We start from the raw sequence: 14,747 nt of genomic DNA on the forward strand, positions 1-14,747 counted from the left end.
GTTGGTCCGGTCTCAGTCGTCCGAGCGCGTCTGCTGGCGGTCGAGGTCGTAGTTCCGGCGGACCGTCACCTTCGGGTCGGTCGCGCGGTAGAGCGTCCCGCCGTCGGCGAGTTGCTGGATATCCTCGTCGTCCGGGATTTCGTCGGTGGGGACCGGTTCCAGTCCCGCGTCGGCAGTCGAGACAGACCCGCCGTTGAGCGACTCGATGTTGCCCATCGGGTCCACGCTGACCGTCCACGAGATGGACGTACTCGTCGATTTGTCGCCGACCGCGAGGTTGCTCACGTCGAAGTGGGCCGAGGAGTATCCGGGGTCGTTCTCGATTTTGAAGTCGCACGAGTTCGCCGCTTTGACCGGGAGGTTGCTCGGTGCTCGCGCGCTGTAGTTCCAGCGGAACTCCTTGTAGTCGTTGCCCTCGTCCTCGTCGGCGTCGCCGAGGAGTGCGTCCACGATTTCCGCCGCCGTCATCAGGTAGTTGAACTTCTTGTTGACTTCCGAGACTGCGGCCTTCATCGCGGTGAATGCGGCGTCGCCGAAGTTGTTCCCGCCGTCTTGGTCTTGGGGAATCGGGTCCGCACCCGTCCGGTCGTCCTTGGTTGAGGCGAGGATGTAGGACGTACTCGCGTTCCGGTTGTAGATGCCAATCTTGTGTCGATACACGTCCTCGCACTCGGACCACGCGCTCGAACCTTCCCACGTCTGCTTGCTCATAATCTGGGCGGTACCACCCATGTTGAAGTGGTGAACCCAGTCGCCGTTCCCGTCGGTGTAGGATTCGAGATACGCGAGCGAGGAAGTCAGTTCGAGTTCGTACTCCGTACTGCTTCCGCTGGGACTGTAGGACGCGAGTTGTCGGTCCTGCTTGCGCCACTCGTAGTTCTCTTCGGTGTACGCCGCCGCACTCCCGGCCAGTCCGCCGAGCGCACCGAGACTCGTGAGCGTCGTCGCCGCTCCCGTCGCTCCAACTCCTTGCAAGAAGTCGCGTCGGTCGTCATCGATTCGCTGATTCGAGTCGTCTTTCTCGGACATCGTTTACTTAGAATTCAGACACATTAATCAGTGTTTTGGCTAATTAAATTAATATCTTCGAAATAGACAATAAAGGAGCTACTACCCAGACGAACGAGACGGCAGCGATGGCTTCCCGTTCGACGGCGACACGACCGACCCGCGGTGCGACGACGACGTGAGCGCCTCCCCGACGGACGGAATTTCGATTGGTAGAGATAGAGATGCGTTTTCTTGGCGATTGTATATCTATTTTAGAGCAACGCAATTACGTCTGAGATTCGCGGGTCCGGTCGCGCACCGTCTTCGAGTACCCGGACTATTATTCATATAGTTATTAGTGGAAAGATTAAAATTCCAGCTTTCGTTATCATGCAGGTATGTCGGAAGAAAATCAGTCGAACGACTCGAACCGTCGAACCTTCCTCCAACTGGCCGGACTCGCGGGCCTTCCGCTCGCGCTATCGGGAACCGCGTCGGCGGCGACCGACCACGACCACCTCGGCGAAACGTGGTCGGTGGACAGCACCTTCGACCAGACCGGTCTGAAAATCGAGACCGGAGACACGACGGCGTTCAAGGGGACGACCGACACCGGGTCCACCGCTATCTCGGCCCTCAACCTGTCGGACAACGGTGGGTACGGTATCTACGGCTACTCCAGCGCCTCCGACGGCCACGCCGTCCACGGACTCAACAACAGCGGCGGATACGCCGTCTACTCCGACGGCGACCTGCACGTAGACGGCGACTTCACCGCCTCCGGCACCAAGAACTTCGTCCAGACCGTCGATACCGCCGACGGCGAGAAGCGGGTCGCCTACACCGCAGTCGAGGCCGACCGAGCGCAGACCGAGACGACTGGCGTCGCCGAACTCGAAGACGGCCGGGCCGAAATCGACCTCCCCGAACACTTCGGGATGGTCACGTCCGACGACGAGGACCTTGTGGTCCAACTCACGCCGTACGCTGTCGATGTCCCCGGTCTCGCGGTCACGGAGCGAACGACCGACCACATCGTCGTCGAGTCCCGCGAGGGCACCGGCGACTTCGAGTTCTCCTACACCGTCCGCGGCGTCCGAGAAGGGTACGAGAACGCCGAAGTCGTCCGCGACTCGGAGTGACTCCGCGGGAACGCGACCGCTACCGGCACTGACACATACGTTCTTTTGCCCACCTCGCGCCAACAGGATTCCCGTGCGAGAGTGTTTGCGTCCGTTTTTTATGGAAGAGGTGTCTACCAGCAGTAGAGATGACTGCGGACGAAAACGACACCGGCGGGGTAACCTCGCCGACTATCCGGACGCGGTCCGGTGACATCGACGCCGGAGGGACGACGGGGAGTCGGCCCGCTCCGGCGACCCTCTCGAACGGGAGTTCTACTGCCGAACGAACTCGTCGGACGCGACAATCCGGTCGCGGTTTCGACGGCAGTTCGGTCCGCGCTTCACGAATCGCAGACGAGAAGCTGTCTTCTACCTCCTCCGGAGCGACACGCCATGACTGACCACTTCGACGTTGTGATTGCGGGTGCGGGACCGGCGGGCGCGCAGTGCGCCCGAGACGTTGCCGAACGGGGCTACGACGTTGTTCTCCTCGAAACCGAGGGCGAAGACGAGTTCCCCGCCCAGAGCAACAAGTCCACGGCCGGGACGTTCCCGTCGATGATGGGCGCGTTCGGGATTCCCGACGACGTGGTGATGAACTACACCGACGACGTGGTACTGGAGTCGCCGAACGAACACTTCGTCCGGCGACAACCCGGTGCCGTCCTCGAATTCGCCGACTTCAAGAACTTCCTCGTGGACGACGCCCGCGAGGACGGCGCGGAGTGCTGGTTCGACGCTCGCGTCTCCAGACCCATCATGGAAGACGGCGACATCGTGGGCGTCCGGTACAACGGCGACCAAGAGGTGTACGGCGACATCGTTATCGATGCGACCGGACCGGCCGCACCGCTCGCCAAGAAACTCGGCGTGACCGGTCTCCAGCGCGAACATCAGGCCATCGGCGTCGAGTACGAACTCGAAGGCATCGACATCGACGCCGACGGGTACGCCGACCTCACCGACACGATGATGCTCCGCCTCGACCACGAACTCGCACCCGGCGGCTACTCGTGGATTTTCCACACCGGCGAGGACACCGCGAAGGTCGGTCTCTGCTACATCCAGAACGAGGCCCACCGCGACTACGCCCAAGACGGGATGGGCATCGACGACTACCTCCAGTACTGGTTGGACACGGACCCCCGGTTCGAGGACGCCGAACGCATCGCGGGCAAACAGCACCGCGGGTCGGCCCACATCCAGATGCCCGACGGCTTCAGCACCGACAACTTCATGGCAATCGGTGACACGGTGCCGACCATCGACCCGCTCTGGGGCGAGGGCATCCACACCTGCATGAAGTCGGGGCGCGCGGCGGCCGTCACCGCCGACCGGTGTTTCATGTCGAGCGACCGGGACACCTCCGCCGAGAAGCTCTCCATCTACGACGACCTCTGGCACGAGCGGGTGGCCCCGAAGATGCGGACCCGCCTGCTGATGACCCAACTGCTCTATCTCGTGCCCAACGAGCGCTACGACACCCTCATCCGAGACCTGAATCGAGTGGACGGTGACGCACTTCGGAAGGCCAACGCCGGGAGCATCCGCGGCGTCCTGAAACTGCTCCACACCGACGACATCCCGACGCTCGCCCAGTTCGCCAAGGAACGACTCTTCTGACGACGCCGACGTTCGGCAGTCGGCCGACTCGTTTCGGCGTGCCGGTACTGCCGTAAACGACGGTCTTCGGACGCTCTATGAGGGGGGTCGGATGTGGCTCGGTCGTCGTCATTGGTTCGTCCGGTTCGTCGCCGCGACTGCCGTTTAGTTCGTCGGAAACTGGACCTATAATCGCGTCGCCCCGCCGATTATCCAAACAGCGACAACGATAGCCGACAGAATCTCGCTCGGCTTTGCAGTGACTCCCGTCGTGACGTTTCTCGAAAGCAATCCCGTCTTGGTGTTCGTACAGTTCGTGACTATTCTCGTCGCGGCTGTCGTCGGACAGAACCGAATACACACCCGGAAGCTTAACACGATAGAGGGTAAATTGACTACTATGACGAACGAACCCGCCGGGGTCACTGACGGCGGAGCCAGCGAACTACCGCCGACTGGTGGCCGCGCAATCGCCGGTGGTGCCATCGGCGTCACGTTCGGGCCGGGTGGCCTGCTCGCAGGTATCTTACTCGGATTCACCATCGGCGACCGACGCGACATCCGGACCTACGAGCGCAGTTCTCACACCCCGGACCCGAGTGACGAATCGAAGGCCGACCAGTGACCTACTCCTCGCCGAACTCGGCTTTCACGGCCTGTCGGTCTATCTTCGAGGGACCGGACATCGGCATCTCCGCGACGAACGCGAGGTGTCGCGGGCGCTTGAACCGGGCGAGCTTCCCGTCCAGAAAGTCGGTCAGTTCTTCGAGAGTCAGCGACTCGTCGCCCTGCACGACGGCCTTCCCGACCTGCCCCCACTGGTCGTTGGACACCGGGACGACGACGACTTCCTCGACTTTCGGGTGGTCGGCGATGCGGTCCTCGACCGCGGCGGGGTAGACGTTCTCGCCGCCCGAGACGTACATGTTCTTCTTGCGGCCTTCGATGTAGACGTAGCCGTCGTCGTCCTTGCGGGCCAAGTCGCCCGTCGAGACCCACCCGTCGCCGAAGGTGGTCTCGGTCTCTTGCTCGTTGCGCCAGTAGCGGTCGGCGGCGTGGGGACTCGCCAGTTCGAGTTCTCCGATTTCGCCCGGCGGGAGTTCCCCGCCGTCCTCGTCCGCGATGCGCGCGTCCACGTGCATCGCGGGCACGCCCACGCTGTCTGCCTTCTCGGTGGGCCACCCGTCGGGCATCGTGAAGTTGTTCGGGCCGCACTCGGTCAGGCCGTAGCCCTGCGAGAGGTCAACGTCGCGGGACCACCACGCCTCCATGACCGACTCCCGGCAGGGACCGCCGCCGGACTTGGCGAACCGGAGCGTCGAGAGGTCGGTGTCGGCCCAGTCGTCGTGGTTCGCCATCATCCGGAGGACCGCCGGGACCGCCACGAGGACCGTCGCGCCTTCGGACTCCACGAGGTGGAGGACCTCGCGGGGTTCGAACTCGCGGGCGAGGACCACCGTCGCCCCGAGGTGGAACAGGGGTACCGTCAGCACGTTCCACCCACCGGTGTGGAACATCGGGAACACCATCGGCGTCACGTCCTCGGGCCGAAGCCCCCACGCGGTGATGGTGTTGAACGAGTTCCAGAGAATAGAGCCGTGAGTCACGACGGTCTCTTTCGGGACGCCGGTCGAACCCCCGGTGTGGAGAAAGAGGTGCGGGTCGTCCATCGACACGTCGGCCGCCTCGACCGGCGAGTCGTCGTCGGGGAGCGCGTCGGTCCACGGAGAGCACCGGGCCGTCGCCTGCGACGCGGACGCCGACGTGTCGGCGTCCGAGTCGTCAGCGGGAAGCGACCGGACCGGACAGTCGAACTCCCGGCCCTCGCGGTCCAGTACGTCCGCCGCGAGGTCCGCGAAGGGTTCCTCCACGACGAGCAGAGAGGGTTCCACGTCGTTGAGCATCTCGACCAACTCGCCCGCGGCGAGGCGGTGGGAGAGGGGCGCGAGAATCCCGCCGGTCTTCCCGGTGGCGAAAAAGAGGTCCACGAGTTCCGGGCGGTTGCGCGAGAGGACCGCCACCCGGTCGCCCCGCCCGACTCCTTCGGACCGAAGGAGTCGGGCGGTGCGGTTCGCTCGGCGGTCCAACTCGGCGTAGGTGTAGCGCTGGCCGGTCGTCGCGTCCACGAGTCCCACCGCGTCGGGCGAGAGACCGGCGCGCTTCTCGCTCCACGCGCCCACCCAGTCGTAGGGTCGCTCGTCGTGGCTAAACATGGGCGAGGAACTCCACGAGTCGGTCGTTTACCGCGTCGGCCTGTTCGATGAAGAAGAGATGCGGGCCGCCCTCGAAGACGGCGAGTTGGACGTTCGAGAGTTTCTCGTAGATGAGGTCGGCGTTCTCGACCGGAAGCACCCGGTCGTCGGTGCCGTGGGCGACGAGGACCGGCACGTCTACGTCGGCGAGTCGGTCGCTCGAATCGAAGGCCATCACGCCCGCGGCCTGTGCCTCCCGGCCCGCGTCGGTCGCGTCGCCCTTTAGTCGCCAGTCCACGATGTCCTCTATGAGGTCGTCGTTGTCCGCCCAGAAATCGTCGGACATCGCGGGTTCCATCTTGTACCGGATTGCCTCGCGTTCGTCGGCGTCGTCGGGCACGCCGAACATCCGGGCTTGGGTCTCCTCGGGCACGTCGAGGGCCTCCTCGCCGCCGTGACTGGTGCAGAGCAGGCCGAGCGATTCGGCCCGGTCGTAGTCGAGGGCGTACTGCTGGGCAATCATCCCGCCCATGCTCGCGCCGACCACGTGGGCGCGCTCGACGCCCGCGTCCGCGAGGACCGCCTCCAAGTCGCTCGCCATCTCCGCGATGGTGTAAGGACCCTCGGGCGCGTCGGAGTCGCCGGTGCCGCGGTTATCGAAGACCACGACGCGGTAGCCCTCGTCGGCGAGTCGGTCCCTCTGCCAGCGCCACATCCACCGGCCGTAGCCGAGTCCTTCCACGAGAGCGACGGTTTCGGTGTCGCTCCCGTGGGTGGCCGGAGCGGTGGTCTCGTAGTAGAGCGAGACCCCATCGTTGTCTGCGTATGACATGGCTGAACCCACGGAGGACGCCGCCTTCAAAACCCCGTTTCACATGTTAACCCCCGGATTGATTCGACGCGCGCCGCGAGGTTCGACCATGCCAGTCGCATCCGTAGACGACACCGCCGAGGCCACGCTGACGGTCACGGGAGACACCATCGACGCCTACGCCGACCTGACGGGCGACGACAACCCCATCCACCGCGACGACGACTACGCCGCCGAGACGTTCTTCGGCGGACGGGTCGCCCACGGGATGCTGTCGGCGGGAGTCGTCAGCGCCGCCCTCGCGGACCTGCCCGGCGACGTAATCTACCTCGCGCAGGACCTCGACTTCGAGAACCCGGTCCGACCGGGCCAGACCGTGACCGCGACGGTCACGGTCGAGGAGGACTTGGGCGACGACCGACTCCGCGTCGAGACCGTCGCGGCGGCCGAGGGCGACGGCGAGAGCCAACAGGTGTTGTCGGGCGAAGCGGTCGTCATGTCGGTGCCCCACGAGAGCCGGGACTAACTATACGTTTCTCTGAGCAATATTTTTGTTTCTCAAAGAAATGATTTCAATTTTCAACACCGGCGCGCGCTGGCGCGGCCTCCGTGCCGCGCCCGTCCGCGCGAGGGACGACTGAGCGAGTGCCGGAGGCACGAGTGAAGGAGTCGGTTGGGGAGGGTGTGGTCCGCGGTTGCGGTCGCGGTGCGGTCTTCATCGGTTCAAGCCTGACGTAGCGTCTCGGCGTCTCTTCCACCTCTCCGAAGCGGTTCTCTCTTCCACCTCTCCGAAGCGGTTCTTCGGCGGTTCGCCCCCTTCCCTAGTCCCCTCGACAGTTTCCGTAATCGCGGTCTTTCCGTCCGCTACCGCGTCTCCGCCGCCGGACCCCATCACAAAGTATTTTCCCGACTAGTTAGCAGTCCGAAATATGTCGCTCGCCCTCCACCTGCGACGTTCGGCGTCCTGTCTGGTAGCTATCTTGCTCGTGACGGCCGGAGTTCCGGCCGCGGCGGTCGGAACGACCGCCGCGGCCTCGCCCACCGGAACCCCGACCGGTGCGTCTCCGACCGGTGCGTCTCCGACCGCGGTCCCCTCCGTCGAATCCTCGTCGGCCGCAACACCCTCCACCGCGTCCCCCTCCACCGCATCCCCGGTCTCCCACGCCCCGTCGTTCGAGGGTGGCATCGAACACGTCGCTCGCGGCGGCGTCGCCGCGATACCCGTCTCGATGGCCGAGGGCGCGAACGCGACGATTTCGGTCTCGGGCGACGATTACTCGGCCACGCTCGCGGTCCGGGACCGGGACGGCGACGGGTCAGCGACGGTGCGTCTGAACACCTACGACGCCACCTACCGCGCCGGAGACGGCGACGACCTGACCGTCCGGTCGGCGTCGGACGGACCGACGCCGCTGGCGGTCGGTACCTACGAGGTGCTGGCCTGCGCGGGTGACGCCTCGGCGTGCGACGGCGAGTCGGCCACCGCCGAGACGCAAGTGACCGTCGGCGAGCGGTCCACCGACGCCCTCCGGACCTACGTCGCGCCCCCGTCCGCGAACCTCTCGTCCCTGCGGGCCATCGACGCGGCGCGGTCGTCGGGCGACTTCACCCGAACCCGAACGGTGGTCACGAACGGCACGCTCGTCCTCGAACTCCGGGCCTCGGGGTTGGACGGCGCGATTGCCGCCCGGAACGGGTCGAACGTGACCGCGCGCTTCTTCGACTTCCTCGCCACCGACGCGGCGCGACTCCGCGTCGAGCAACTGAATCCCGGCGCGGAGATTCGTGCGGCGGTGATGCACTTCGCGCCCGACTCGACGCGCGTGGTCGCCGACCCCCGAAACCGTAGCTACTACCTCGTCGCCGACCCCGCCGACGTGAACGTCACGGGCGGGCGCGACGGGACGGTGAAACCGGGCTATCACTTCCGCGCGAACTTTTCGGTGGCGGCGTCGTCCACGCTCGCGGACGACGCCGAGTCCGTGACCGACGAGTTCGAGTTCTGGGACCGCGACGCCGACTTCGAACCGGCCGGGAACGTCGCCGACGGCGAGTTCGAACCGGACGGCGGCGTCGAGACGGTCCGGGTCGGGTCGGCCCCGAACCGGACGGTTCGCGTCGAGACCACGCTCCCGCCGCGCTCGAACGTCACCGTCGTCGTCGAGGGCGCGAACGACACTTTCCGCTTCGAGGAGTCCGGCCGGGTACGGAACGCGAGCGAGGGGTTCGTCTTCGCGCCGACGTTCGATTTCTCTGACGTGCCGCCGGGAACCGACTTCGACGTGACGCTCCGCCACCGCGACGAGTCGGTGATGGGCTACGGCGGCCCGGACCCCGGCGTGGTGGTCGAACCCGAGGCGGACGTGCGAATCGCCGCCGTCGGCGCGTCGGCCGCGAACGTCACCGCGAAACTCCCCTCGGGCGGGTTCGTCGTCGTCCGCCGGGACTCCGTGGACGGCGACCGACTCGGCGCGTCCGACCGCCTCGCCCCCGGCCAGCGGAACGTCTCGGTGGAGTTCGACGCCGACCTCGGAGCGAACGCGACGCTGTTCGCCGTGGCGTTCCGCGACGCCGACGGAGACGGCGAGTTCGACCGCGAGACCGACGAACCGTACACCGGCGGGAAGTCGGACCACCGCGTCGCCGCCTCGAAGTCGGTCGCGTTCGCTCGGTCCGGGGTTACCGAGACCACCACCGAGACGACCCGGATGACTGACGGTCCCGAGACGGCCGGGACCACCTCGCCGCCCTCGACCGACACCTCGCTTCCGGGTCTCGGCGCTGGCGCGGCGCTACTCGCGCTTCTGGCGGGTCTCGCGCTCGCGCGGAGAAAAACACAAGGAGAGCGGTGAACCGCGTTCAGTACGACTTGGCGAAGTAGGCCGTCTCGCAGGCCTCGTCGCCGCAGACGCCGCACTCCTCGCCGATGGGTTCCTCGTCGCGGTCCATCGGGACCATCACGATTTCGGCCGCGATTTCCTCCTTGATGACCTGCTCGCAGGCCTCGTCGCCGCACCACGGCGTCTTGACGTAGCCGCCGTAGCGACCGATGGTGCCGAGAATCTCGGAGGTCTCGTAGGCCTCGCGGACGTTCTCCTCCAGATTCTCCTTGGCCGCGTCGTAGAGTTTGGCGTACACTCGGTCGAAGTGCGATTGGATGGTCTCGTCGATTCGCTCGCGGTCCTCCACCGCGTCCTCGCCGTCGGGTCGGTGGACCACCGTGACCTCGCGGTCTTCGACCTCGTTGGGACCGATTTCGAGTCGGACGGGGACGCCCTTCAGTTCCCACTCGTTGAACTTGAAGCCCGGATTGCGCTCGTCGCGGTCGTCCAACTCGACGCGCACGTCGGCGGCGTCCAAGTCGTCGGCCACGCTCTCGGCGTACTCCAGCACTTTCTCGCGGTTGTCCTCGTTCCAGATGGGGACGATGACGACCTGCTCGGGCGCGATTTTCGGGGGGACGACCAGCCCTTGGTCGTCGGAGTGAGTCATGATGAGCGCGCCGAGTGCGCGCCACGAGAGACCCCACGAGGTGGTGTGAGCGACCCGCTCGTCCTCGTTCTCGTCTGTGTAGGTCAGGTCGTAGGCTTCCGCGAATCCTTGGCCGAGGTAGTGGGAAGTCCCGCCTTGGACCGACTTGCCGTCGGGCATCAGCGCCTCGACGGTCGTGGTGGTGTCCGCGCCGGGGAACTTGTCGTGTTCGGGCTTGCGACCGCGGAGAACGGGGATGGCCAGCACGTCCTCGTAGAGGTTCTCGTACTGGTCCAAGCGGGTCATCGTCTCGTCCCACGCCTCGTCTTCGGTCTCGTGGGCGGTGTGGCCCTCCTGCCAGAGGAACTCCTTCGTTCGGAAGAACGGCTTCGTTTCCGTCGCTTCCCACCGGATGACGCTACACCACTGGTTCAGGCGCAGAGGCAGGTCGCGGTGGCTTCGGACCCAGTTGCTCATGAACGGCGTGATGATGGACTCGCTGGTGGGCCGGAAAGCCAGTCGCTCTTCGAGTTCGTCGTGGCCGCCGTGAGTCACCCACGCAACCTCGGGGTCGAAGCCTTCCACGATGTCGCTCTCGCGTTCGAGGTAGCTCTCGGGGATGAGCGCGGGGAAGTAGGCGTTCTGCGCGCCGGTCTTCTTGAACCACGAGTCGAGGTGGTCCTGTAGCCCCTCCCAGAGGGCGTACCCGCGGGGCCGGGTGACGATGAACCCGCCCATGGGCGCGTAGTCGGCGAGTTCGGCCTTCGTGACTACTTCCGCGTACCAATCTCCGGGACTGTGTTCTTTGGACTCGGTGATGCCGAGTTCCTGCTCGTCGTCGCTCATTGGGTAGGAGTTTCTTCGATGTGGTCTTAAATGCGATGAAGCTTTGGTAGCGTTTCGAGCGAACTGGGATTGGCGGCGCGCGCAGTCCTGCGCGCGCCGCATAAACTCCGGCGGAACTCCCGCGGTGGAGTCCCGCGGTCGGCCACCCGAGTTATCCCCGCGTCCGTCGTAGCACCCTCGATTCCACGATGGCCGACACCCACGAAGTCACGGTCACGTCCGTCCACCGGATGACGCCGAACGTCAAGCAGTTCGTGTTGGAGTCCGACGGCTACACCTTCGAGTTCGACCCCGGCCAGCACACCCACGTCCACTTCCCGCGGGCGGAGAGTCCGGCGGAGGACGAGGGAGGCGACAGCGAGGACGAGGCAGTCGTCAGACCCTACACCGCCACGGCCATGCCGGGGAGCGAGCGCATCACCCTCGCCATCAAGCGCTACCCCGACGGCACCGCCTCGACGTGGATGCACGAGCGCACGCCCGGCGACACCATCGAAATCGAGGAGTTAGGCGGGAACCTCTACCTCCGGAATATCGACTCGGACGTGGCCTTCGTCTCGACCGGAACCGGCATCACGCCGATGATAGCGATGGCCAAGCAGTACGTCCGGGAGGGGACCGGAAACGCCCACTTCTTCTTCGGCGAGAAGGACGAGGAACACGTCATCTACCGCGAAACTCTCGACCAACTGGCGGCCGACTCCCCGGACTTCGACGTGACCTACGTCCTCTCGGAGGCCGACGACTGGGCCGGACCCGAGGGCCACGTACAGAACCACCTCGCGGACTACTTGGACGACTTCGAGGGCCGGGACTTCTACGTCTGCGGCGTGCCCGAGATGGTGGTCGAGACCCGAGAGTATCTGGACGAGCAGGGCGTGGCCGACGACCGGATGTACGTCGAAGGCTGGGAGGGCGACGAGGTGTCGGACGAGGGATAAGCACTACTCCGGGCCGCCGACCGAAAACGGACTCTCGGTCTCTCGCCAGTCCCACCCCGGCAGTCGCGTCTGGAACCCGGCGGCGAGGGCGGCGTCCAAGTCGTCCGCGCCCGCGGTCTCGCGGTCCGCCTCGGCGTGGACAGACACGTCCGCGTAGTGGAAGGTGGCCTCCCCGAGGAGTCGAAGTGGCTGGTTCCCGGCGATGGTCCCGGCGAGTTCGCGCCCGAGGAGTTCGTCCACCACGAACCCCGGATAGTCGCCTTCCACGTCCAACTCCCGGAGGACGGCCACCAGCGCGGCGACGTTGACCGCGCAGTCGCCGTCGGCGAAGAGTGCGTCCACCTCCTCGCGGTAGGCGTCGGCGCTCACGTCGTCTACGTCGGTGTCGAACAGGTCGCCGAGGTCCGCGCGAACGTCGTTCACTAGCGGTACCACCGTATCGGCCCGGCCCCGGACCCACTCGTACTCGTCGGCGACTCGCTCGGGAGTCAGTCGCATGCCGGAGGAGACGGCTTCCGGGACCTTGGGTTTGCCCACTTTGGGAAGGCTTTTATAATATCGGGGACTAATGGCCGATAAGCGGGTTTTCCTGCGTCCCCGAGTGAGCGTCCGGTCTTCCCCGGTATCTCCGGGGACGTGGACGACTCGCAGACGCGCGAGTTCCAACATCCCGCGGAGAAGCGAAATCTATGCTGTGCTGTACTCTAAATCGTAGTCCTGACGGCATTCCGACCGGTTCGACCTGCCCCCGCGAGCAAGTAGCCCGCAGTGGCGGGTCCGACGAGACGCCGGTCGGACGCGACGCCCCGACACGGAGGACAGCACCGACAGACGGAACGACTTTTTCACTATGAGTAAAGTAGACCAGCAACTCGAGGACCTGCGAGCAGAGATTACGAGCGAGTTACCGAGCGACATTTCGGTGTCGGACGTGAAGTACGAAGGCCCGGAACTGGTCGTGTACACGCGCGACCCCAAGAAGTTCGCCCGGAACGGCGACCTCATCCGGCAGTTGGCGAGTCAACTCCGAAAGCGAATCACCGTCCGCCCCGACCCCGACGTGTTGTCGCGGCCCGAAGACGCCCGCGAGGACGTAATGGCGGTCATTCCCGACGAAGCGGGCGTGACCGACCTCGACTTCCACGCCGACACGGGCGAGGTGGTCATCGAAGCCGAGAAGCCCGGCATGGTCATCGGCAAGCACGGTTCGACCCTCCGGGAGATAACCCAAGAAGTCGGCTGGACGCCCGAAGTCGTCCGGACGCCGCCCATCGAGTCTTCGACGGTCTCGAACGTCCGGAACTTCCTGAAACAGGAACGTGACGACCGCCGGAACATCCTCGAAAAGGTGGGCCGCCAGATTCACCGCGAGGAGATGTCCAACGACGAGTACGTCCGGGTAACGACGCTCGGCTGTTGCCGGGAGGTCGGTCGGGCCTCGTTCATCCTCTCGACGCCCGAGACCCGCATCCTCATCGACTGCGGCGACAAACCCGGCGCGGAAGGCGAAGTGCCGTATCTCCAAGTCGAGGAGGCGCTCGGCGCGGGTGCCCAGACCATCGACGCGGTGGTGCTGACCCACGCCCACCTCGACCACTCGGCGCTGATTCCACTGCTGTTCAAGTACGGCTACGACGGCCCGATTTACACCACCGAACCGACCCGCGACCTGATGGGTCTGCTCCAACTGGACTACCTCGACGTGGCCGCCAAGGAGGGCCGCGCGCCGCCCTACGAGTCCGAGATGGTCCGTGAGGCCATCAAGCACACCATCCCGCTGGAGTACGGCGACGTGACCGACATCGCGCCCGACGTGAAACTCACGCTCCACAACGCGGGCCACATCCTCGGGTCGGCCGTCTCGCACTTCCACATCGGCGACGGCCTGTACAACGTCGCGTTCTCCGGTGACATCCACTACGACGACACCCGCCTGTTCAACGGCGCGGTCAACGACTTCCCGCGGGTCGAGACGCTCATCCTCGAATCGACTTACGGCGGTCGCAACGACTACCAGACCGACCAAGAGGACTCCGAGCGCAAACTCAAGCGCGTCATCAACGAGACCTACGAGAAGGGCGGGAAAGTCGTCATCCCGGCGTTCGCGGTGGGTCGCTCCCAAGAGATGATGCTCGTCATAGAGGAGGCGATGCGCGAAGGCGACATCCCCGAGATGCCAGTCCACCTCGACGGCATGATTTGGGAGGCGACGGCCATCCACACGACGTATCCCGAGTACCTGCGCGACGACTTGCGCGACCGCATTTTCCACGAGGACGAGAACCCATTCCTCGCCGACCAGTTCAACCACATCGACGGCGGCGAGGAGGAGCGACAAGAGGTGGCCGACGGCGACCAGTGCATCATCCTCTCGACTTCCGGCATGGTCACGGGCGGCCCCATCATGTCGTGGCTCGAACACGTCGGCGGCGACCCCGACTCGCGGATGGTCTTCGTCGGCTATCAGGCACAGGGAACCCTCGGCCGACGTATCCAGAACGGATGGGACGAGATTCCGATGAACCGCGGCGGCGGCCGGAACGGTAAGCTCTCGCTGAAACTCGACGTGGAGACGGTGGACGGCTTCTCCGGCCACGCCGACCGGCAGGGCCTGATGAACTTCGTGAAGACGATGAACCCGCGCCCGGAGAAGATTCTGTGCGTCCACGGCGACGAGTCGAGCGTCCAAGACCTCTCGTCGTCGCTCTACCACGAGTTCAACATGCGAACGTTCGCGCCCAAGAATCTGGAGACCTTCCGGTTCAAGTAG

12 protein-coding genes are annotated in these 14,747 nt (G+C 65.3%); 7 read left to right on the forward strand and 5 right to left on the reverse strand.

What is annotated here, in order from left to right:
- Positions 1-12: 12 nt before the first annotated feature.
- Positions 13-1,029 carry a twin-arginine translocation signal domain-containing protein gene (locus P2T60_RS02595; protein ID WP_276281002.1) on the reverse strand — a complete coding sequence of 339 codons (1,017 nt, stop codon included), beginning with the start codon at positions 1,027-1,029 and terminating at the stop codon, positions 13-15.
- 359 nt (positions 1,030-1,388) lie between these two features.
- Here P2T60_RS02595 and P2T60_RS02600 point away from each other — a divergent pair, with 359 nt between their 5' ends.
- From P2T60_RS02600 to P2T60_RS02610, 3 genes are all read left to right on the forward strand, one after another.
- Positions 1,389-2,132 (forward strand): hypothetical protein, encoded by a 744-nt coding sequence (locus tag P2T60_RS02600; protein WP_276281003.1) that lies wholly within the window; start codon positions 1,389-1,391, stop codon positions 2,130-2,132.
- A gap of 375 nt (positions 2,133-2,507) precedes the next feature.
- Positions 2,508-3,737, forward strand: a complete 1,230-nt coding sequence (locus tag P2T60_RS02605; protein ID WP_276281004.1) for a digeranylgeranylglycerophospholipid reductase — start codon at positions 2,508-2,510, stop codon at positions 3,735-3,737.
- A gap of 379 nt (positions 3,738-4,116) precedes the next feature.
- Complete coding sequence (locus tag P2T60_RS02610) at positions 4,117-4,341, forward strand: hypothetical protein (protein ID WP_276281005.1); 225 nt, start codon at positions 4,117-4,119, stop codon at positions 4,339-4,341.
- A gap of 1 nt (position 4,342) precedes the next feature.
- Here the strand turns inward: P2T60_RS02610 and P2T60_RS02615 are convergent, their stop codons facing one another.
- Together P2T60_RS02615 and P2T60_RS02620 are read right to left on the reverse strand one after the other, a co-directional pair.
- Complete coding sequence (locus tag P2T60_RS02615; protein ID WP_276281006.1) at positions 4,343-5,929, reverse strand: AMP-binding protein; 1,587 nt, start codon at positions 5,927-5,929, stop codon at positions 4,343-4,345.
- Positions 5,922-6,740 carry an alpha/beta fold hydrolase gene (locus tag P2T60_RS02620; RefSeq protein ID WP_276281007.1) on the reverse strand — a complete coding sequence of 273 codons (819 nt, stop codon included), beginning with the start codon at positions 6,738-6,740 and terminating at the stop codon, positions 5,922-5,924. Before P2T60_RS02620 ends, P2T60_RS02615 begins: the two co-directional genes overlap by 8 nt.
- Before the next feature lie 88 nt (positions 6,741-6,828).
- Between P2T60_RS02620 and P2T60_RS02625 the strand changes: the two genes are divergently transcribed.
- Both P2T60_RS02625 and P2T60_RS02630 read left to right on the forward strand, forming a co-directional pair.
- The gene (locus P2T60_RS02625; protein WP_276281008.1) at positions 6,829-7,245 is read left to right on the forward strand and encodes a MaoC family dehydratase; all 417 of its coding nucleotides are present in this window, start codon (positions 6,829-6,831) and stop codon (positions 7,243-7,245) included.
- 403 nt (positions 7,246-7,648) lie between these two features.
- Entirely contained in the window at positions 7,649-9,571 is a 1,923-nt protein-coding gene (locus P2T60_RS02630) for a DUF7282 domain-containing protein (protein ID WP_276281009.1), read from the forward strand.
- Positions 9,572-9,578: 7 nt separating this feature from the next.
- Here the strand turns inward: P2T60_RS02630 and proS are convergent, their stop codons facing one another.
- Positions 9,579-11,036, reverse strand: coding sequence for a proline--tRNA ligase (proS, locus tag P2T60_RS02635; RefSeq protein ID WP_276281010.1), 1,458 nt, complete (start codon positions 11,034-11,036; stop codon positions 9,579-9,581).
- 188 nt (positions 11,037-11,224) lie between these two features.
- Here proS and P2T60_RS02640 point away from each other — a divergent pair, with 188 nt between their 5' ends.
- Entirely contained in the window at positions 11,225-11,977 is a 753-nt protein-coding gene (locus P2T60_RS02640) for a ferredoxin--NADP reductase (RefSeq protein ID WP_276281011.1), read from the forward strand.
- Between the two features lie 3 nt (positions 11,978-11,980).
- Here the strand turns inward: P2T60_RS02640 and P2T60_RS02645 are convergent, their stop codons facing one another.
- Positions 11,981-12,475, reverse strand: coding sequence for a DUF7984 family protein (locus P2T60_RS02645; RefSeq protein ID WP_276281012.1), 495 nt, complete (start codon positions 12,473-12,475; stop codon positions 11,981-11,983).
- A 352-nt stretch (positions 12,476-12,827) separates the two neighbouring features.
- On the opposite strand from P2T60_RS02645, the gene P2T60_RS02650 reads away from it, so the two are divergent.
- Entirely contained in the window at positions 12,828-14,747 is a 1,920-nt protein-coding gene (locus tag P2T60_RS02650) for a beta-CASP ribonuclease aCPSF1 (RefSeq protein WP_276281013.1), read from the forward strand.

The sequence above is a fragment of the Halorussus caseinilyticus genome (assembly GCF_029338395.1).
Lineage (GTDB): Archaea > Halobacteriota > Halobacteria > Halobacteriales > Haladaptataceae > Halorussus > Halorussus caseinilyticus.

Bases quoted from the DNA above. Each gene is read 5' to 3' on its own strand.
- P2T60_RS02595 (WP_276281002.1), bottom strand. From the start codon at position 1,029: ATGTCCGAGAAAGACGACTCGAATCAGCGAATCGATGACGACCGACGC.
- P2T60_RS02600 (WP_276281003.1), top strand. From the start codon at position 1,389: ATGTCGGAAGAAAATCAGTCGAACGACTCGAACCGTCGAACCTTCCTC.
- P2T60_RS02605 (WP_276281004.1), top strand. From the start codon at position 2,508: ATGACTGACCACTTCGACGTTGTGATTGCGGGTGCGGGACCGGCGGGC.
- P2T60_RS02610 (WP_276281005.1), top strand. From the start codon at position 4,117: ATGACGAACGAACCCGCCGGGGTCACTGACGGCGGAGCCAGCGAACTA.
- P2T60_RS02615 (WP_276281006.1), bottom strand. From the start codon at position 5,929: ATGTTTAGCCACGACGAGCGACCCTACGACTGGGTGGGCGCGTGGAGC.
- P2T60_RS02620 (WP_276281007.1), bottom strand. From the start codon at position 6,740: ATGTCATACGCAGACAACGATGGGGTCTCGCTCTACTACGAGACCACC.
- P2T60_RS02625 (WP_276281008.1), top strand. From the start codon at position 6,829: ATGCCAGTCGCATCCGTAGACGACACCGCCGAGGCCACGCTGACGGTC.
- P2T60_RS02630 (WP_276281009.1), top strand. From the start codon at position 7,649: ATGTCGCTCGCCCTCCACCTGCGACGTTCGGCGTCCTGTCTGGTAGCT.
- proS (WP_276281010.1), bottom strand. From the start codon at position 11,036: ATGAGCGACGACGAGCAGGAACTCGGCATCACCGAGTCCAAAGAACAC.
- P2T60_RS02640 (WP_276281011.1), top strand. From the start codon at position 11,225: ATGGCCGACACCCACGAAGTCACGGTCACGTCCGTCCACCGGATGACG.
- P2T60_RS02645 (WP_276281012.1), bottom strand. From the start codon at position 12,475: ATGCGACTGACTCCCGAGCGAGTCGCCGACGAGTACGAGTGGGTCCGG.
- P2T60_RS02650 (WP_276281013.1), top strand. From the start codon at position 12,828: ATGAGTAAAGTAGACCAGCAACTCGAGGACCTGCGAGCAGAGATTACG.